Source organism: Buchnera aphidicola (Cinara cf. splendens/pseudotsugae 3390) (genome assembly GCF_900698845.1).
Taxonomy (GTDB): domain Bacteria; phylum Pseudomonadota; class Gammaproteobacteria; order Enterobacterales; family Enterobacteriaceae; genus Buchnera_F; species Buchnera_F aphidicola_AM.
The window spans coordinates 425,676-444,777 of the sequence record NZ_LR217692.1; the positions used below are offsets into that span (position 1 = coordinate 425,676).

The window sequence follows — 19,102 nt, forward strand, 5'->3', positions numbered from 1 at the left end:
TAATATTAAAAAAATACAACAATTAAATACATGAAATAAAATTAACATTACTCTAAATCATTTATTTTTTCTAAAAAAGATCTCAGTTTATTTTTCCATTTAATCCTTTCTTCTTGTATTATAATATTTTTTTCTTCTATACGTTTTTTTAAAGAATAAAGATTTTTTAATTTTTCTTTTAAGTTTTTATTTTTTAATTTTAAATTTTTAATTTTTTTTTTTAAAGATAAAATACAATCTACTGATTTTTGTACTTTTATTTCTAAATTAGAGAATATTTCTAAAACCATGATGATACCATTTAAATACAAAATATTTATTAATATAATAAAAAATACATAATATATTAATTATAATAAAATTTATAAGGTATAGATATACAGTATAATATATATAATAATTTTAAAAAAACAATTTTTAATATTTATATTTCAAAAAATATCATTAATTATATTATATAAAAATAATCGTTTTATTTAATAAATTTAACAATTATTTTTAATAATCATTACATCAAATTAATGATTATTATAAAAAATTTATTAAATAAAACAGTTATTTTTATATTCTTCTAAACCTAATGTAATATAATAAATTTGTTATTATAGAACATACATAATGAAATATTCTGATATGAATCAATGGCTAAATGTTAAAATTATAAAATTAAAAAAATGGAAAAATAACTTATTTTCACTTATTATACGTGCTCCTATTAATTCATTTAAAGCAGGACAATTTACAAAATTATCATATATTAATAAAAATAATCAAAGAATCCAACGAGCATATTCTTTTTTAAATCCACCTAGTGATCAAAATTTAGAATTCTATATTTTACTAATCAAGAAAGGAAAATTAACACCATATTTATATGATATATACAATTATGAAATTTTCATAGCAAAAAATTCATTTGGTTTTTTTACTGTGGAAGAATTACCTAAAAAAGAAAATATTTGGATGATGGCTACTGGAACAGCATTAGGTCCATATTGTTCTATATTACAACAAGAAAATATATTAAAAAAATTCAAAAAGATAATCCTAATATACGCTGTTAAATATAGTATAGATTTAAATTATCTAAATATATTTAATAAAATCCAAAAAAAATATAATAATAAAATTATTATACAAATAATATTAAGTAGAGAAAAAAATAAAAAATATCTATTTGGACGTATACCTGATTTAATCCATTCGGGAAAATTAGAACAATGCGTTCAAGAACCATTAAACAAAAAAAAATCTCATATAATGTTATGTGGTAATCCAAATATGATAAAAGATACACAAAAAATATTGTTTTCTTTAAAAAAAATGAAAAAACATTTTAGAAGAAAACCAGGACATATAACAAGCGAAAATTATTGGTAAAATTTTTATATTAGTATATAAATTATATATATAAATATAGTACAATTTTTTCGGAATTGATTCCCATTAAAAAAGGAATCAATTCCAAATACATGCAGTAATACATTAAATAATTTTAATTTATATTAATTAAAATATTTATATAATTAACGCACAAAAAATGAATATCTTATTTCTGGATCAGAATTTTTACTAATAATCATAGCAGCACGAACACCATATTGATTAATTTCATCAATATTTTCTGAATAAGAAGACTGTAGATCTGCTGTTTTAGTAACTGCTACTTTATACATATCAGGACCAATTTTATCAATTTCATACGCAAAACGTACATTATCAGATACTCGATATTCAACTTCAGGATAACGAGAAATTAAATTATTCCATGCAGCTTCTAGCACTTCAGGATGTACATAAGTAGAAATTAATTGTTGCTCTTCATAATCTGTGACAGAAGTTTGAAATATATTCATTATATCTGGAGCTTGATTAGAAGGAATTCTGCTACCATTTAAAAAAACAGTTTTATTATGGATATTATCTAAAAATTTTTGCTCTAATCTACCAGTTTTAGTTAATTCTTTAAAAGATTGTTGTAATTTTTGTGAGAATAATTCAGTTTTAGCGGAAAAATTAACAGAATTCAATATATTCCAGTTTATATCAGAATTGTTAAAAATTTCTGGTAAGAAATCTGTAACTCCATCATCTAAACGGTAATATTGAGGTGTACTATGAAAATCAGAATTACTTATTGAATTATCAACATGTTCTTCAGATACAGAAGCATTAGGACAATTAAAAATACCATTATCAAAATCCATAGACGCACAATCAGAATTTTTACTAGAATCTATGATGTTTTCTTGATCATATTGATTATTAGGAGAAATATGCGCTATATACTCTTGATTAGCGTTATTAATAATTGTAATATCAACATTTTTGAAATCTTGATTTTTTAACACACTGTTATTATTAACTTGTTTTATAAGTTCTAAGTTAAAATTCACATTAGATCTTATTGAAGAAACTGATGACATAGCATTTCTATCCTTTTCTATTTATTAAACATAACATATTAATAAAATTAATTTATAAAAATGTTTTTTAAAAACTAAAAATCACAAAAAATAAAATAAATTATATTAAATTCTTGTTATAAAAAACTATAATATAAGAAAATATATTTAAATATATGTTTAAGAATTAAAATATTTATTATATATTTTTAATATTTCACAAAACAATAATCAAAAAATTTAATAATATATAAATTATACTTTATATTAAAAAATCAATAAAAATTTTTGCACATAAAAAATTTTTATATATAATCTTATGTTCCTTATATACTGCACAATATAGGAAAAGTCAAACAATAAATGCATTTCATGCAAAAAAAAATAAAAAAGTTAATTTTTTATAGAGAATTCATATAAAAATTTATGTAAATATAAAAAAATTATAATATTAAGTTTAACTAAAATGTAATCATACCGTCATATACATGCACAGCTTCTCCTGACATATATAAAGAATGTCCTGATAAACCACTCCAAGAAATTGTTAGTTGACCATACAATAGAGTAACAGTAACTTTATTAGATAATATTTTGTTTCTTATACCAACAGCAACAGCTGCACATGCTCCACTACCACAAGCATATGTTTCACCAACATGTCGTTCATATACTCGTAATAATATTTTTTTTTTAGATATTATTTGCATAAAACCAACATTAATACCTTCTGGAAAACAACTATGTGTAGATAATTCACCACCAATTTTTTTAACATCTACATTTTTTACATCATCTACTTGAATGATACAATGAGGATTACCAATAGTAACTACATAAATCAAATAATTTATTCCATAAATAATTATAGAATAACTTGATTGTTCAGAAGTACATAAAAAAGGAATATTCTTTGGAGTAAAAATAGGTTCACCCATATCTATTTTAAAAATATTATTTTTTACATGCTCTAAAAATAGATATCTATTTTTCGTGCTAACACAAATTTTTTTTTTACTAATTTTTTTCTTTAAAAATAAATAATATGCAATACATCTAGCTCCATTACCACATTGTTCAACTTCTACACCATTAGAATTAAAAATTCTATAATAAAAACTAGCTCGCGTACAAGTTGGACGCTGAAGAACTAAAAGTTGATCAAAACCAATACCTAAATACCTATCTGACCATTTTTTTATTAATTGTGGTGAAAAAAAAAATCATGTTGTGTAGAATCAATTAAAACAAAATCATTTCCTAAACCATGCATTTTCGAAAAAAAAACAACATTTTTTTTTAAAAACATATTAAAATTCCTCATTTAAAAAATAAATGTTATAATTAAATTTTTAAAAATTATTCATTAAAAATAATCTATATTAGGTATAATATGCGTGATATTTTATTTCATAAAAAAATCAAAAAAACACTGTTAAGAATAGAAGAAATTTTGAGTAAAAACAACAAGAAAATAGATATTGATTATTTATTATTAGATAATATGCTGGAAATTACATTTTTTAACAATAAAAAAATAATCATTACATCACAAATATTTCTAAAACAATTATGGATAGCTACATCTAGTCAAGGATATCACTTATTATATAAAAAAAGAACTTGGATATGTATACGTTCAAACCAAACAATAAATAAAATTTTAAAAAAAGAATTTTTAATACAGACTAATTACTTATTTAAGTTTAATACTTTAAATGATATTTAAAAAAAATTTTTTATTTCTTTATTATCGGCGAAAGAGGATTTGAACCTCTGACCCACTGGTCCCAAACCAGTTGCGCTACCAAGCTGCGCTATTCGCCGAATTATTTTAACTAATAAACAATTAATAAATAAAAAATATTCATAAAATTAATATTATATATAATGTATTTTTCATATATATGGGGTGGTCAATGGGATTTGAACCCATGACCGCTGGAATCACAATCCAGAGCTCTACCAACTAAGCTATGACCACCAAAAATTTTTATACAAAAATACACATAACTTGCGTCCGACAGGATTTGAACCTGAGACCTTTACTTTCGGAAAGTAATGCTCTATCCAAATTGAGCTACGGACGCAAAAAATTTATTATAAATAACAACAATGTATATACATAATATGTATTATTAAAATAAATTTTTATTATCTAATAAATATTATATATACACTAACTAAAAAAATCTAGTACTTTATCTTTATTTTTATAATAAAAATCATCTGTTATGATAAACTAATAAAAATTATTTTAATAACTTAATAAAAAAATATTATTTTGATCTTTTCATCATATCAAAAAATTCATCATTAGTTTTAGTCATAGATAGTTTATTAATTAAAAATTCCATAGCATCTATTTCACCCATAGGATGAATAATTTTCCGTAAAATCCACATTTTTTGTAGTTCTTCAGGAATAGTTAATAATTCTTCTCTTCGTGTTCCAGAGCGATTATAATCGATAGCAGGAAATACTCTTTTTTCTGCTATTTTTCTAGATAAAGGCAGTTCCATATTACCAGTACCTTTAAATTCTTCATAAATTACTTCATCCATTTTAGAGCCAGTATCAACTAAAGCTGTAGCAATAATCGTTAAGCTACCTCCTTCTTTTACATTTCTAGCCGCTCCAAAAAACCTTTTAGGTCTATGTAAAGCGTTAGCATCTACTCCTCCTGTTAACACTTTTCCGGATGCTGGAACAACAGTATTATACGCTCTGGCTAATCGAGTAATTGAATCTAATAGAATAACAACATCTTTTTTATGTTCTACTAATCTTTTTGCCCGTTCAATTACCATTTCAGATACTTGGACATGTCTAGAAGCTGGTTCATCGAAAGTAGAGGCTACCACTTCACCTTTAACCAACCTTTGCATTTCAGTTACTTCTTCTGGTCGTTCATCTATCAGAAGAACCATTAAAACACAATCTGGATGATTATAAGCAATGCTTTGAGCAATATTTTGCAACAACATAGTTTTTCCAGCTTTAGGAGGAGCTACAATTAAACCTCTTTGCCCACGACCTATAGGAGAAGATAAATCCAATACTCTAGCAGTTAAATCTTCTTTAGAACCATTACCTCTTTCCATTTTTAATCTAGAATTAGCATGTAAAGGAGTTAAATTTTCAAACAAAATTTTACTACGCGCGTTTTCAGGTTTATCATAATTTATAGTATTAACTTTTAATAAAGCAAAATAACGCTCCCCTTCTTTGGGAGGTCTAATTTTACCTGAAATAGTATCTCCGGTTCTTAAGTTAAAACGACGAATTTGACTAGGAGATACATAAATATCATCGGGTCCAGCTAAATAAGAACTATCTGAAGACCTTAAAAAACCAAAACCATCCTGTAAAATTTCTAAAACACCATCTCCAAATATATCTTCTCCACTTTTTGAATGCTGTTTTAATATAGAAAAAATTATATCTTGTTTACGTGTACGTGCTAAATTTTCAAGACCTATCTTTTTACCTACAATAATAAGTTTTGATACTGATGTATTTTTTAATTCGGTAAGATTCATAATAGGAAATTTTTCAATCCATTTAAAAAAATATAAAATATTAATGTACAATAATAAATGTATAATAAATATATATATAATAATGTATGTATGATTCGGTATTTTGAAAAACACAAATATATAGTTCATTAAAAATAATCAAATTATTTTTTTGTTATACTTAATAATCAAAAACAATACTAATAAAATAAAAAATTTTAATGTGACAATTTTTCATCCAAAAAGTTTTTTAGTTCCATTTTTGATATAACACCTATTTTAGTTCCTATGATTTTATTTTTATTAAATAATAATAATGTTGGAATACCTCTAATAGAATATTTTATCGGTATTTTTTTATTCATATCAATATTAATTTTTCCTACAACAATTCGTTCAAAATAATCTTCAGCAATATCTTCTAATACAGGTGATAAAATTTTGCACGGACCACACCAATCTGCCCAAAAATCTACTAAAACACATTTTTCTGAAAAAAATACTTCTTTTTTAAAATTCTTATCCGTTAATTCAATAATTTTGGTTATTTTCATAAAAACCCCAATACATATATTAGATAAAAATCAATATTTTTAATATTATTGATAGTATTTTTATAATAATAATTTTACTAATATAGAAAATATTATTTTAAGTCAGATATTATGTAATTTTTATTACATAGTTTTTTATTACAATCCATATGATATTTAACCCAGTAAATTTCTTTTTTTGGCAATTCAAATAAAAAACGACTCGGTTGTAAATTACTAAAAACACCAAATTTTTTCTTGTTTTTACAAAAACTAAGTAATAATTGTGTTTTTGCACGAGTCATTCCCACATACATCAAACGACGTTCTTCTGTAATATTATTATCTATAATACTTTTTTGATGTGGAAAAGTTCCTTCTTCCATTCCAATAATACAAACAACTGAAAATTCTAGTCCTTTAGAAGCATGTATAGTCATTAAATGTAATTTATCATTTTCTAAATCAGTACGATCGGTATCTAAATGTTCAAAATCACCACACAGAAAATGTATTAATACATCCTCTAATTTTAGAGGTATGGTTGTACTATTACCTACTAATGTTTTATACAACCATTGTGAAAAAAAAACTATATCCTGTATACGTCTTTCAGATATAGTAACGTTATTGTAATAATTAACAACCCAATCAAAATAATTAACATCACTAATTATATAATCTAAAATATTTTCTGGTTTATGTGATAAAAATGAGGATAAATGTAAAATCCATACTATAAAATTATTTAATTTTAATACAACATTTGTTTTTAATTGAACAATCATACGTTTATCTGTACTTGCAGCAAATAAACTAATTTGATTTTCCTTAGCAAAAATTTTTAACTTAGATAAAGTAATTAATCCTATTTTTCGACGCGGAACATTAATAATTCGCAAAAAAGCCAAATCATCTGTATGATTAACAATTAATCTTAAATAAGCTAATAAATCCTTAATTTCCAAAGAACTGAAAAAAGAATGCCCTGCATGAACAATATACGGAATATTTCGATATATTAATTCTGATTCGACAACCTTTACTTGATAATTGCTACGATATAAAATTGCATAATCATTATATTGGTTTTTATAATTATATTTATGTTCTTGAATATATTGAATCATTTGTTGTGCTTCATGAATTTCGTTAAAAGACATAAACACAAAAATTTTATTTCCGTAATCTAAAGTAGAAAATAATTTTTTATTAAAAAAATTAATATTATTGGAAATTAATATATTAGCTGCATGCAATATACATCCAGAAGAACGATAATTTTGTTCCAGTTTAATTACGTCTAAAGAAGGAAAATCTTGTTTCAGTAAATAAAAAATTTTTTGTTGAGCTCCTCTCCATGAATAAATGGATTGATCATTATCACCAACAACTGTTAAATTAGCGTTATAACCACATAATAACTTCATTAATTGATATTGACTAAGATTAATGTCTTGATATTCATCTACTAACAAATATTGAACTTTTTTTTGCCAATTCAATCTTACATAAGTATTATTTTGTAGCAACACAGTAGGTAAAAAAATCAAATCACTAAAATCTAGTATATTGTGTTGTTTTAAAAACAAATCATATTTTTCATATAAAAAAACATATGTCCTTTCTAAAGAAGAATTAATTTTCTTGTAAGCTAATTTAGGAGTTAATAACTTATTTTTCCAATTAGAAATTTGATAAAGTAATTTCTTTAAAAAAAAAACATCATTTTTAATATTAGTATCAGTTAAACTTTTTAAAAGACGCAACTGTTCATCTTCATCAAACAATGTAAAATTTTTTTTTAAACCTAAAATTTTATATTCACTACGAATAATCTGTAGACCTAATGCATGAAAAGTAGATACTGTGACATCTTTAATTTGTTTAACAGTTAATTTTTTACATAAACGATATTTAATTTCTTTAGCTGCTTTATTAGTAAATGTTATTGCAAAAATTTTTTTAGGATCATATTGATATATAGTAATTAATGTTATAACTTTATTAATTATAACACTAGTTTTACCTGATCCTGCTCCAGCTAAAATTAAACACGGATTATCAATTATATGAATAGCTTTATTTTGAAATTTATTTAACATCATAAATATAATGTCTTGAAAATAAGATTTTAAAATTTGTTTTTTATTATTTAATAAATAAAAAATTAAATTTATACATCTTGTTAAAATATTTAAAGATTATAATACATAGTCAAAAAACTATTTAATTATTGTAGACTTCATAATATTCATATATAGACGTAATTTTCTTCCTATTTTTTCAATAGCATGATTACTAACTATATCATTAACATATTGTAATTCTTGATTGCTGATAGATCGATTCTCAACAGATTCTCCTAAATCATCACTACGAATAGTACGCATGAATTTATTTAATATAGGAAGTGCTCGTTCAGAAAATAAATAACTACCATATTCTGCTGTATCAGAAATAACTAAATTCATTTCATACAATCTTTTTCTCGAAATTGTATTAGTAATTAATGGTAATTCATGTAAAGATTCATAATATGCTGAAGCTGGAGTTATCCCTGTTTCTACCATAACTTCAAATGATAATTCTACACCAGCTTTTAACATGGCAACCATTAACACGCATTTATCAAAATATTCATAATCTAGAATTTTTCTTCCAGAATATACATCAGCATTTTCAAAATTAGATTTTTTTAAGTCTTTCCTCCATTGGATTAATTTTTTATCTCCATTTTTCCAATCTAACATCATATTTTCCGAAAAATCACCGGAAATAATATTATCCATATGTAAACAAAACAATGGTTTTAGTATATTTTTTAGTTGTAAAGATAATTGATGTGCGCGAATTTTAGCTGGATTAGACAAACGATCTAACAATAATTTTATTCCACCCTCTTTCATACATTCTGCTAATTTTTCCCATCCAAATTGCAACAAAGTAGCAGAATAATCAGAACTATATCCTTTTTCTATAAGATGTTCATAGCAGGCAAGAGAACAAGCTTGTAGCATACCACATAAAATAGTTTGCTCTCCCATTAAATCAGATTTTACTTCAGCAATAAAAGAAGACTGTAATACTCCAGCACGATGCGCACCTAAACCAAAAGCCCATGCCTTTGCAATATTCAAACCTTTGTTTTGTGAATCATTTTTTTTATGTACAGCAATTAATGTTGGGACACCAAATCCTCTTAAAAATTCTTGTCGTACTTCAGTACCAGGACACTTAGGAGCTACCATAATGACAGTAATATCTGATCGAATATTTTCTCCTTCTTCAACAATATTAAATCCGTGAGAATAACCCAAAACAGAATTTTTTTTCATTAAAGATTGTAATTTTTTAATAACTCGGGAATGTTGTTTATCAGGTGTTAGATTAATTACTAGATCTGCATTAGGAATTAATTTTTTATATGTATCTACAAAAAAATTTTCCTTAATAGCATTTTTCCAAGAATTAGATTTATTTAATATAGAAGATTTTCTAAGAGCAAAAGAAATATTATATCCAGAATCTCGTAAATTAAGTCCTTGATTTAATCCTTGAGCACCACATCCTACTATAACAATTTTTTTATTTTGTAATACTTTTTTTGTCTGTAAAAATTCATGTCTACCCAGTAAAAAACCAGTATGTAAATCTATTAATTTTTCTCTAAAAGAGAGAGAATTAAAAAAATTATTCATGCATATGCTCCGATTTTAAAAAAATAAAACTATACGCGTTACAGTTATTGTATACATACTACGCATACATATATATAATATTTTTATCTATATAAAAATATGGTTTTAATAAAATTAGAATTAATATATTTTTTTCAAATTTCTTACTGCTCCAGTATCAGCGCTGGTAGCAAACATACTGTACATTCGTAAAGAATCTGAAATATTTCGTACACGATTTTTAGGTGTATAAGATTTTTTTCCTCTTTTTTCTTCTAGAATTCTTCGACGCTTTATTTCCTGTACAGAAATTTGTAAAGTTATACTGCGTTGTAAAATATTGATGTTAATTATATCTCCGTTATATATTAAAGCGATTAATCCCTTTGTAGCTGCTTCAGGAGAAATATGACCTATAGAAATACCAGATGTTCCGCCAGAAAAACGACCATCAGTAATTAATGCACACTTTTTATCCAATCCTATAGATTTTAAATATGTAGTAGGATAAAGCATTTCTTGCATTCCTGGTCCTCCACGAGGTCCTTCATATCGGATAACTACTACATCTCCAGAACAAATTTCATAATTTAAAATAGCATGAACAGCTTCATCTTGACTTTCATATACTTTAGCTGTTCCTGAAAATATCATGTTTTTTTTATCAATTGCAGCTGTTTTTACTATACAACCATGAAGTGCTAAATTACCAGTTAATACAGCTAATCCTCCATCTTGACTATATGCGTATTTTTTAGATCGAATACAACCATGGATGCGATCTGTGTCTAATTTAGACCATCGAAATGATTGTGAAAAAGGAACTATAGTTTTAACACCCTGAGGACCAGATGAATAAAAACGAAATATGTCTTTATTAGACATATTCAATATATCATACTTTTCAATGGTTTCCTTTAATGTTAATCCTAATATATTAAATACTGATGTTTTTAATAAATTAATTTTATTTAATTCAGACAAAATACCAATTACTCCTCCAGAACGATGTAAATCTTCCATATGATATTTAGTAGTACTAGGAGAAATTTTACATAAATGGGGAACTATTCTAGATAAGTGATCAATATCTGTCATTGAAAAATCAATTTTTGCTTCATGAGCCATAGCTAATAAATGTAATACAGTATTAGTAGATCCACCCATAGCAATATCTAAAATCATAGCGTTTTTTAAAGTAGAACGCGTTACTAGATTTCTAGGTAATAAACTGCTGTTATTGCATTGATAATAATCTTTTGTATTTTTAACAATAATTTTACCGGCTTGTAAAAATAAATCTTTTCTATCAACATGAGTAGCCAAAATCGTCCCATTTCCAGGTAACGACAAACCAATAGCTTCAGTTAAACAATTCATAGAATTAGCAGTAAACATTCCTGAACATGAACCACATGTTGGGCAAGCAAAATGTTCAATTTTAGATAAAATATGTGGTGAAGTATTTTTATTGGCTCCGTGGGTAATAGCATCAACTAAATCAATTTTTATAATATGATCATCAACTGTTATTTTCCCTGATTCCATAGGTCCTCCAGAAATAAAAACAGAGGGAATATTCAATCGTAAAGAAGCCAGTAACATACCTGGTGTAATCTTATCACAATTTGAGATACATACCATAGAATCAACACAATGCGCGTTAATCATATATTCAATAGAATCTGCTATTAATTCTCTAGAGGGTAGCGAATAAAGCATACCGGAATGCCCCATAGCAATCCCATCGTCAATAGCAATAGTATTAAATTCTTTAGGAATTCCTCCGTGTTTATAAATCTGACTGGACACTAATTTACCCAATTCACGTAAATGTATGTGACCCGGGACAAATTCAGTAAATGAATTAACTACTGCAATAATTGGTTTACCAAAATCTTTATCTTGTACACCGGTTGCGCGCCATAATGCTCTTGCTCCGGCCATATTTTTACCGTTAATAGTTGTTGATGAACGATATTTTGGCATGGAATAAACTCTTTTTGCATAAAATTTAAAAAAATATAATATTTTTATTTACAAAATACTTTTATAAACATATATTTTATATATAAAATATTATTTATTAAAAATTGTATTTAATTATTAAAAAATTTTTTACTTATGATAGGTCAATCTTGGTAAGATACATATATGAAAAATAAATAAAATAATTAATGTTAATATATTTTATAACAATTTAAGTTATTTTCACAGGGGCGGAGGGATTCGAACCCACAACTTTCGGTTTTGGAGACCAATGCTCTACCATATTGAACTACGCCCCTAAAATAGATTTTTAAAAAATATAAAAATTTTATTTCTAAAATATTATACCTGAGAGATACAAAAAATACAACTATCCAAAATAGTTAATATATTTTAAAAAATATTACTAATTATTATATTGCATATTTAATTTTTAAATAATTTTTTTATTTCATAATTTATAATTTATACATAAAAAAATTAAAAAAAGTTAATATTTATTATTAAAAAATCAATTAATACAAACTATATACATATTCATTAAATGAGGTTGTAAAATGAAATTTCCTATTTATTTAGATTATGCAGCTACTACTCCTGTGGATCCCATAGTAAAAAAAAAAATGAATAAATATTATTCTTTAAATGATATTTTTGGAAACCCAGCATCTAGATCACATGAATTTGGATGGAAAGCAGAAGAAGCTGTTGATATAGCTAGACATGAAATTGCTAATTTGATTCACTCAGACGCTAGAGAAATAATTTTTACTTCAGGAGCTACTGAATCAAATAATCTAGCTATTAAAGGAATTTATGAATTTCATAAAAAAAAGGAAACACACATTATCACCAGTCAGATAGAACACAAATCAGTATTGGACAGTTGTCGGTATTTGGAATATCAAGGATGTCAAGTAACATACTTGAAACCAAATAAATATGGTGTTATTAGCATCTCTCAAATTCAAAAATCTATTAGTCGTAACACTTTATTAATTTCTATTATGCACATAAATAATGAAATTGGATCAATTCAAAATATTGAAGAAATCGGTCATTTTTGTAGACGTAAAAATATCTTTTTTCATGTAGATGCTACGCAAAGCATTGGAAAAATAGACATAAATACTCAAAAAATACCTATCGATTTATTATCTTTTTCTGCTCATAAAATATATGGACCAAAAGGAATTGGAGCATTATATATTTGTAGACAACCCAGAATTAGACTGTCTCCTCAAATGCATGGAGGTGGACATGAAAGAGGATTTCGTTCTGGAACATTACCTGTTCATCAAATTGTAGGTTTTGGAAAAGCATGCAAAATTTTAAAAAAAAGAATGAAAACAGATATGTCGCACGCAAAATACTTACGTGATATGTTATGGAATGGTTTATCTAACATTCAAGAAATTTATTTAAATAGTAATTTTAATTATGTAACCAACAACATAATTAATATTAGTTTTAACTTTATTGAAGGTGAATCATTATTAATGGCTTTAAAAAATTTAGCAGTATCTTCTGGATCTGCGTGTACATCAGCAAGTCTAGAACCATCTTATGTTTTACGAGCTATAGGAATAAAAGATGAATTAGCTCATAGCTCTATTAGATTCTCTATAGGGCGCTTTACAACTTCAGAAGAAATTAAATATGCTATAATAGCAATTAAACATGCAGTTTTTAAGTTAAGAAAACTATCACCTCTTTGGGAAATGTTTCAATCAGGTATTGATATGAAAAAAATTATTTGGAATTAATACTTTTACATAGGAAAATTTTAAATTATGGCTTACAGTAAAAAAGTATTAGATCATTATGAAAATCCTAGAAATGTTGGATCATTTCCAGAAAAAGAAGAAAACATTGGAACTAGTTTAGTTGGAGCGCCTGCTTGTGGAGATGTAATGAAATTACAAATCAAAGTAAACCAAGAAAATATAATAGAAGATGCTTGTTTTAAAACATATGGATGCGGTTCTGCTATTGCTGCAAGTTCTTTGATGACTGAGTGGGTTAAGGGGAAAACGCTACAAGAAGCTAACGAAATAAAAAACACTGATATAGCAAAAGAACTAGATTTACCTCCAGTTAAAATTCATTGTTCAATTTTAGCAGAAGATGCAATTAAAGGAGCTATTGCTAATTATCATAAAAAATATAAAAAATAAAAAATATCTAATTTATTAAAAATACGTAGTGCTGAAAATAAATATGCTATATTCAGCACTAGAAAATAAATTCAATGGCATATAACAATTATTATTATGTTTCGTATATTTATATACTTAATATTTTAAAATCATAACTCATTTTTTACAGGTTACTAATGAATTACTTTAATTTATTTAAACTGTCACAAAAATTTAATATTGATAAAAAAAAATTAATAAAAAATTTTTATAAACTACAAAAAAAATATCATCCAGATATGCAAAAAAAAAAAAAAATGAGCACAGAAAATCAATTATTAATATCTATTAAAATTAATCAAGGATTTAATATACTAAAAAACCGATTTACTAGAGCTAGATATTTATTAAAATTAAAAACCAAAAAAATTTTATCACCGAAAGATAACAATTATTATCAAGAAAAAACATTAAAAAAACAATTTAAGTTGCATGAAAAAATACAAAAAATAAAAAAAAAATCAAATTCATATATTCATATTGATAAATTCATAAAAAAATTAAAAATTAAATTAATATTATATTTTTCACGATTTAATCAAAAAATTAAAGAAAAAAAAATAAATTATGCAAGCCAAATTTTTTATCGTATATCATTTATATATAAAATTATAAAGAAAGCTCAAAATTTTAAAAATAAATTAATTAAGGAAAATGAAATACAGTCATGAAAAAAAAAAAAATTATCATAGGAATAGATTTCGGAACTACATGTTGTTTAGTATCCACAGTAATAAATAATAAAATAATAGTTTTGGATATATTCAATAAAAAAAAATTTTTTCCTACAATTGTACATTTTAAAAAAAATAGTACTGCTATAGGTTGGAAAGCTCAAAAATTCTTAAGTACAGACGTTGAAAATACCATTACATCTATAAAAAGATTCATTGGAATTTCATATTCTGAATTAAAAAAAAAAAAATAAATATTCCGTATAAAATATCCACTAATAAAGATAAAGAATTAGTTTTTCATACAAATATAGGAAAAATGACTGTTTCTGATATTATTCAAAAAATTTTTACTTATATAAAAAATAAAATAGAAAAAAATTTTAAAAAATCTATTTGTGGAACTATCATAACAGTTCCAGCTTATTTCAATAATATACAGAAAAAAACAATCCGAAAATCTGCAAAAGTAATTAATTTAAAACTATTACGATTATTAAACGAACCAACTGCAGCTGCTATTGCTTACGGTTTAGAAAAAAAAAGAAAAGGATTTATTTGCGTATATGATATAGGTGGAGGAACATTCGATGTATCTATTTTAAAAATATCAGAAGGAATTTTTGAAGTTCTTGCAACTAATGGTGATTGTCACTTAGGAGGAGATGATTTTGATAATTTATTAGCTCATTTTTTATACTCTAAAATGAAAAAAAAAACCAAAATTACTGATGTTTTGTTTAAAGAATTGCTTATTATTGCTGAAAAAGTTAAAATTCAATTAAGTAAAAAATCATCTGTTACAATTAAATTTTTACATTCAAAAATAAATTGTTCAATTTTAGAATTTAATGTATTAATTTATCCTTATATTAAGAAAACACTAAATATATTAAAACAAGCATTACAAGATGCTAATGTTAAAAAATCAAATATAAAAGATATAATTTTAGTTGGTGGATCCACTTATATTCCATTAATTCGTAAAAAAATTCACAATTTTTTTAAAAAGAAAACTTTACAATTACTTAATCCAGTAGAAGTAGTTGCTCATGGAGCAGGATTACAAGCAAATTTTTTATATCACAAAAAAAACAAAAGTATTCAATCAATATTATTATTAGATATAGTCTCTATTTCTATAGGAATTGAATTATTAGGTGGAATTATGGAAAAAATGATAATAAAAGGATCAAAAATACCAACTGAAGTAGTAAAAATATTTACTACATTTAAAGACAACCAGACAGGATTTTGCATAAATATTTTTCAAGGAGAAAGTAAATACGTAAAAAATTGTACACTACTTAAAAAATTTAAAATTCAAAAATTGCCGCCTAAAAAAGCAGGAGAAATAAAAATAATGATTGCATTTCGTATAGATGCAGATAATTTATTATCTGTAACAGCGCAGGAACAAATATCTAAAATTAAACATAGAATCCAAATGGACACTGTATATCACAAAAAAAATATCAATAAAAAAATTAATACACATTAAATTATTAAAACTACTCAAAAAAAGATATAAAAAAATCAAAAGATTTTTTATAATAAACGTAATAATTATATTACATTAATCATGTTAATTATGGAGAGACGGTATGCCAAAAGTAATCTTTTATCCTCATAAATTTATACTACCGAAAGGACTATCAGTACAAGGAAAAACTGGAGAAACAATTCTTGACATAGCTTTATTTAATAAAATTAAAATGGAACATGCATGTGAAAAATCATGTGCATGTTGTACATGTCACTGCATTATCAGAAAAGGTTTTTCCTCTTTATCGCCGTGTCAAGAAAATGAAGAAGATTTATTAGATAAAGCATGGGGTTTAGAAAAATATAGCCGATTAGGGTGTCAAGCTCGTTTAGGAAAAGAAAGTATAGAAGTAGAAATACCATTATATCATGTAAATCATGTCAATGAATAAATTAAATTATCTTCAATTTTTTTTATGAATATAAGGATTAACACTATTTTTAAAAAATAACTTTATGGGTGTATTCTGGATTTGTAAGTTTCTTTGAAAAAAATGCATTAAATATTTTTTATATGTTAACGGTATATATTGTATTTGTGTACCGTGAATAATAATAAATATTGGATTTTTATTTCCAAAATGTGCATATTTTAATCGTATTACTTTTCCAGTTATACCCGAAGGTAAAGGATGTTGTAAAACTGCTTTATTTAAAATTCTTGTTAAGTATGATGTACTGAAATTTTTTAAAGATTCTTTATAAATAATATTTATTTGATTTAAAATTTTATTTAATCCTATTTTATATAATGCAGATACATAAATAATAGAAATATTTTTAATAAATTGTAAACGATTATAAATAAAATTTTTAATCTTTGTTTTTTGGTGAGGTGGTATTAAATCCCATTTATTAAGTACAATAAAAAAAGATTTTCCAGATTTAATAGTACTATTTATTATAGATAAATCTTGCGCGCATACTCCTATAGAAGAGTCTATTACTATACCTACTATTTGATTCAATTGAATAGATTTAATAGAATTTTTTTCAGATAAATACTCTAAAAAAGTATTTTTTTTATTTGTTTTTTTAATTCCTGCAGTGTCTGTAAAAATATATTCAATATTTTTAATATATAATGAATCTTTTATAATATCTCTTGTTGTTCCTGGAATAGAACTAGTAATCATTCTATTTTTATTTAATAAACCATTAATTATACTGGACTTACCTGAATTAGGTTTTCCTAAAAAACAAATACTTACACAAACTTTAGGTTGTGATGAATCATATAAAATTTTTTGATTGTAATCATTTTTAAAAAATTTTTTATAAAACGTCCATATTTTTTTAAAAAAATCAGATATTCCGATACGGTGTAGTATAGAAATTTTACATATTGTTTTAATTCCAAAATCATAAAAATCAATTATATTACTATGTAAATTTTCTCTATCAATTTTATTTATTAATAAAAAAATTGGTTTGTTTGTTTTTCTGATTTTTTCTAGTATAAAAAAATCTAAATTGTTTATTCCTGTGTACGCGTCAACTACAAAAATCAAAAAATTCGATTCACGTACTGCTATTTTTGTCTGTTTATACGACTCTATTTGTATAAATTCTTTTCTTTCTACATATTCAATACCTGATGTGTCAATAATACAAAATTGACGATTTTTAAGAAAAAAAAAACCATAATTTCTATCTCTTGTAGTCTGTACAGTATCACTTACAAGAGAAGAATTTTCTCGTGTTAAAAAATTAAATATACTAGATTTTCCTACATTTGATCTACCCACCAAAGTTATTTTTAGGGTCATTACTGCGATCTCTTTTTTAACAGAATAAATTTTTTGTATTGTTGAAAAAAATCGTTCCATTCACTATTATTAACTGTTCTAATAATATCTAGAGCAGAAGAAAAATCTTTTTTCTTAACATAAATTTTTACTAAATTTAGTTTGATATATAAAATCAAATTTTCTTCTTGAGTAATAAACAAAGTTTTTTTTAAAATATTAATAGCTTGCGTATATTTTTTTTGTGAAAAAAATTGTTTAGATAAATTAATACCAACTAATATAGAATATATATTTTTATTATTGTTAAAAAATTTTTGTTTAGTACTAATTAAGTCAACTTTCTTTTTTTGCAAATTATCTGCTATTTCTTTAAATTCTTCAATATTTTTATTATTGTTTTTTAATTTATAATTTCTTCCCATTACAATTGTACAGATTGATAATGAAAATAAACCCACACAAAAAAACAAGTAAAAATACTTTTTTAAAAAAATCATAAATTTATTTTTTTTCATATATATTAACACTAATTTTCTCAAGAATAAGTCATTTTTAAGTTATCAAAAATAATAACACATTTTTTTTATTTTTCCAAATGTTTTTAAGATATTTTAAAATACATTTTCTTTTTTTTTAAATCATGGTTTTCTAATTTTATTTTTTTTTTGATTTGGTTTTATGTTTTACATGATTTATTTATACATTTGTTTTATTTATGTGTCTATATGTTTTTGTTTTTTTATTTATATAAATATATATATAAATATATAAATATATATATAAATATATAAATATATAAATATATA

17 protein-coding genes, 4 tRNA genes and 1 pseudogene are annotated in these 19,102 nt (G+C 24.0%); 8 read left to right on the forward strand and 14 right to left on the reverse strand.

Annotation, left to right across the window (positions count from 1 at the left end):
• Positions 1–47 precede the first annotated feature (47 nt).
• Positions 48–290, reverse strand: coding sequence for a cell division protein ZapB (gene zapB / locus BUCISPPS3390_RS01960; RefSeq protein ID WP_154060960.1), 243 nt, complete (start codon positions 288–290; stop codon positions 48–50).
• Between the two features lie 328 nt (positions 291–618).
• Here zapB and BUCISPPS3390_RS01965 point away from each other — a divergent pair, with 328 nt between their 5' ends.
• Positions 619–1,380 carry a ferredoxin--NADP(+) reductase gene (locus tag BUCISPPS3390_RS01965; protein ID WP_232036971.1) on the forward strand — a complete coding sequence of 254 codons (762 nt, stop codon included), beginning with the start codon at positions 619–621 and terminating at the stop codon, positions 1,378–1,380.
• Positions 1,381–1,526: 146 nt separating this feature from the next.
• Here BUCISPPS3390_RS01965 and BUCISPPS3390_RS01970 read toward each other — a convergent pair whose 3' ends face one another.
• A complete protein-coding gene (locus BUCISPPS3390_RS01970) occupies positions 1,527–2,426 on the reverse strand; it encodes a hypothetical protein (protein ID WP_154060961.1) in 900 nt (299 codons plus the stop codon).
• Positions 2,427–2,866: 440 nt separating this feature from the next.
• Positions 2,867–3,714 (reverse strand): annotated as a pseudogene (gene dapF, locus BUCISPPS3390_RS01975) (diaminopimelate epimerase).
• Positions 3,715–3,798: 84 nt separating this feature from the next.
• Here dapF and cyaY point away from each other — a divergent pair.
• The gene (gene cyaY / locus BUCISPPS3390_RS01980; protein WP_154060962.1) at positions 3,799–4,134 is read left to right on the forward strand and encodes an iron donor protein CyaY; all 336 of its coding nucleotides are present in this window, start codon (positions 3,799–3,801) and stop codon (positions 4,132–4,134) included.
• A 24-nt stretch (positions 4,135–4,158) separates the two neighbouring features.
• Here cyaY and BUCISPPS3390_RS01985 read toward each other — a convergent pair.
• The 9 genes from BUCISPPS3390_RS01985 to BUCISPPS3390_RS02025 all read right to left on the reverse strand — a co-directional run bounded on the left by BUCISPPS3390_RS01985 (position 4,159) and on the right by BUCISPPS3390_RS02025 (position 12,427).
• Positions 4,159–4,232: transfer RNA gene (locus tag BUCISPPS3390_RS01985), tRNA-Pro, on the reverse strand.
• 81 nt (positions 4,233–4,313) lie between these two features.
• Positions 4,314–4,389, reverse strand: a tRNA-His gene (locus BUCISPPS3390_RS01990).
• Between the two features lie 31 nt (positions 4,390–4,420).
• Positions 4,421–4,495, reverse strand: a tRNA-Arg gene (locus BUCISPPS3390_RS01995).
• A 189-nt stretch (positions 4,496–4,684) separates the two neighbouring features.
• The gene (gene rho, locus BUCISPPS3390_RS02000) at positions 4,685–5,947 is read right to left on the reverse strand and encodes a transcription termination factor Rho (protein ID WP_154060963.1); all 1,263 of its coding nucleotides are present in this window, start codon (positions 5,945–5,947) and stop codon (positions 4,685–4,687) included.
• 197 nt (positions 5,948–6,144) lie between these two features.
• Positions 6,145–6,480, reverse strand: coding sequence for a thioredoxin (gene trxA, locus BUCISPPS3390_RS02005; RefSeq protein WP_154060964.1), 336 nt, complete (start codon positions 6,478–6,480; stop codon positions 6,145–6,147).
• Between the two features lie 92 nt (positions 6,481–6,572).
• Positions 6,573–8,567 carry a UvrD-helicase domain-containing protein gene (locus BUCISPPS3390_RS02010; protein ID WP_154060965.1) on the reverse strand — a complete coding sequence of 665 codons (1,995 nt, stop codon included), beginning with the start codon at positions 8,565–8,567 and terminating at the stop codon, positions 6,573–6,575.
• A 117-nt stretch (positions 8,568–8,684) separates the two neighbouring features.
• Complete coding sequence (gene ilvC, locus BUCISPPS3390_RS02015; RefSeq protein ID WP_154060966.1) at positions 8,685–10,160, reverse strand: ketol-acid reductoisomerase; 1,476 nt, start codon at positions 10,158–10,160, stop codon at positions 8,685–8,687.
• Between the two features lie 120 nt (positions 10,161–10,280).
• Positions 10,281–12,128 (reverse strand): dihydroxy-acid dehydratase, encoded by a 1,848-nt coding sequence (ilvD, locus tag BUCISPPS3390_RS02020; protein WP_154060967.1) that lies wholly within the window; start codon positions 12,126–12,128, stop codon positions 10,281–10,283.
• A gap of 225 nt (positions 12,129–12,353) precedes the next feature.
• A tRNA-Trp gene (locus BUCISPPS3390_RS02025) sits at positions 12,354–12,427 on the reverse strand.
• Positions 12,428–12,685: 258 nt separating this feature from the next.
• Here BUCISPPS3390_RS02025 and BUCISPPS3390_RS02030 point away from each other — a divergent pair.
• The 6 genes from BUCISPPS3390_RS02030 to fdx all read left to right on the forward strand — a co-directional run bounded on the left by BUCISPPS3390_RS02030 (position 12,686) and on the right by fdx (position 16,937).
• Positions 12,686–13,894 (forward strand): IscS subfamily cysteine desulfurase, encoded by a 1,209-nt coding sequence (locus BUCISPPS3390_RS02030; RefSeq protein WP_154060968.1) that lies wholly within the window; start codon positions 12,686–12,688, stop codon positions 13,892–13,894.
• Positions 13,895–13,921: 27 nt separating this feature from the next.
• Complete coding sequence (iscU, locus tag BUCISPPS3390_RS02035; protein ID WP_154060969.1) at positions 13,922–14,305, forward strand: Fe-S cluster assembly scaffold IscU; 384 nt, start codon at positions 13,922–13,924, stop codon at positions 14,303–14,305.
• Between the two features lie 158 nt (positions 14,306–14,463).
• Positions 14,464–14,997, forward strand: coding sequence for a Fe-S protein assembly co-chaperone HscB (gene hscB, locus BUCISPPS3390_RS02040; RefSeq protein ID WP_154060970.1), 534 nt, complete (start codon positions 14,464–14,466; stop codon positions 14,995–14,997).
• Positions 14,994–15,254: an Hsp70 family protein gene (locus BUCISPPS3390_RS02140; protein ID WP_154060971.1), complete on the forward strand. Its 261-nt coding sequence runs from the start codon at positions 14,994–14,996 to the stop codon at positions 15,252–15,254. The genes hscB and BUCISPPS3390_RS02140 overlap by 4 nt, the downstream gene beginning before the upstream one ends.
• Before the next feature lie 14 nt (positions 15,255–15,268).
• Positions 15,269–16,501, forward strand: a complete 1,233-nt coding sequence (locus BUCISPPS3390_RS02050; RefSeq protein WP_269471945.1) for an Hsp70 family protein — start codon at positions 15,269–15,271, stop codon at positions 16,499–16,501.
• A 103-nt stretch (positions 16,502–16,604) separates the two neighbouring features.
• The gene (gene fdx / locus BUCISPPS3390_RS02055; RefSeq protein WP_154060973.1) at positions 16,605–16,937 is read left to right on the forward strand and encodes an ISC system 2Fe-2S type ferredoxin; all 333 of its coding nucleotides are present in this window, start codon (positions 16,605–16,607) and stop codon (positions 16,935–16,937) included.
• 12 nt (positions 16,938–16,949) lie between these two features.
• On the opposite strand, the gene der is transcribed toward fdx, so the two are convergent.
• Together der and BUCISPPS3390_RS02065 are read right to left on the reverse strand one after the other, a co-directional pair.
• Positions 16,950–18,314: a ribosome biogenesis GTPase Der gene (der, locus tag BUCISPPS3390_RS02060; protein WP_172599035.1), complete on the reverse strand. Its 1,365-nt coding sequence runs from the start codon at positions 18,312–18,314 to the stop codon at positions 16,950–16,952.
• Positions 18,314–18,811, reverse strand: a complete 498-nt coding sequence (locus tag BUCISPPS3390_RS02065; protein ID WP_154060975.1) for a tetratricopeptide repeat protein — start codon at positions 18,809–18,811, stop codon at positions 18,314–18,316. The genes der and BUCISPPS3390_RS02065 overlap by 1 nt, the downstream gene beginning before the upstream one ends.
• Positions 18,812–19,102: the final 291 nt, after the last annotated feature.

Bases quoted from the DNA above. Each gene is read 5' to 3' on its own strand.
- zapB (WP_154060960.1), bottom strand. From the start codon at position 290: ATGGTTTTAGAAATATTCTCTAATTTAGAAATAAAAGTACAAAAATCA.
- BUCISPPS3390_RS01965 (WP_232036971.1), top strand. From the start codon at position 619: ATGAAATATTCTGATATGAATCAATGGCTAAATGTTAAAATTATAAAA.
- BUCISPPS3390_RS01970 (WP_154060961.1), bottom strand. From the start codon at position 2,426: ATGTCATCAGTTTCTTCAATAAGATCTAATGTGAATTTTAACTTAGAA.
- cyaY (WP_154060962.1), top strand. From the start codon at position 3,799: ATGCGTGATATTTTATTTCATAAAAAAATCAAAAAAACACTGTTAAGA.
- rho (WP_154060963.1), bottom strand. From the start codon at position 5,947: ATGAATCTTACCGAATTAAAAAATACATCAGTATCAAAACTTATTATT.
- trxA (WP_154060964.1), bottom strand. From the start codon at position 6,480: ATGAAAATAACCAAAATTATTGAATTAACGGATAAGAATTTTAAAAAA.
- BUCISPPS3390_RS02010 (WP_154060965.1), bottom strand. From the start codon at position 8,567: ATGATGTTAAATAAATTTCAAAATAAAGCTATTCATATAATTGATAAT.
- ilvC (WP_154060966.1), bottom strand. From the start codon at position 10,160: ATGAATAATTTTTTTAATTCTCTCTCTTTTAGAGAAAAATTAATAGAT.
- ilvD (WP_154060967.1), bottom strand. From the start codon at position 12,128: ATGCCAAAATATCGTTCATCAACAACTATTAACGGTAAAAATATGGCC.
- BUCISPPS3390_RS02030 (WP_154060968.1), top strand. From the start codon at position 12,686: ATGAAATTTCCTATTTATTTAGATTATGCAGCTACTACTCCTGTGGAT.
- iscU (WP_154060969.1), top strand. From the start codon at position 13,922: ATGGCTTACAGTAAAAAAGTATTAGATCATTATGAAAATCCTAGAAAT.
- hscB (WP_154060970.1), top strand. From the start codon at position 14,464: ATGAATTACTTTAATTTATTTAAACTGTCACAAAAATTTAATATTGAT.
- BUCISPPS3390_RS02140 (WP_154060971.1), top strand. From the start codon at position 14,994: ATGAAAAAAAAAAAAATTATCATAGGAATAGATTTCGGAACTACATGT.
- fdx (WP_154060973.1), top strand. From the start codon at position 16,605: ATGCCAAAAGTAATCTTTTATCCTCATAAATTTATACTACCGAAAGGA.
- der (WP_172599035.1), bottom strand. From the start codon at position 18,314: ATGACCCTAAAAATAACTTTGGTGGGTAGATCAAATGTAGGAAAATCT.
- BUCISPPS3390_RS02065 (WP_154060975.1), bottom strand. From the start codon at position 18,811: ATGAAAAAAAATAAATTTATGATTTTTTTAAAAAAGTATTTTTACTTG.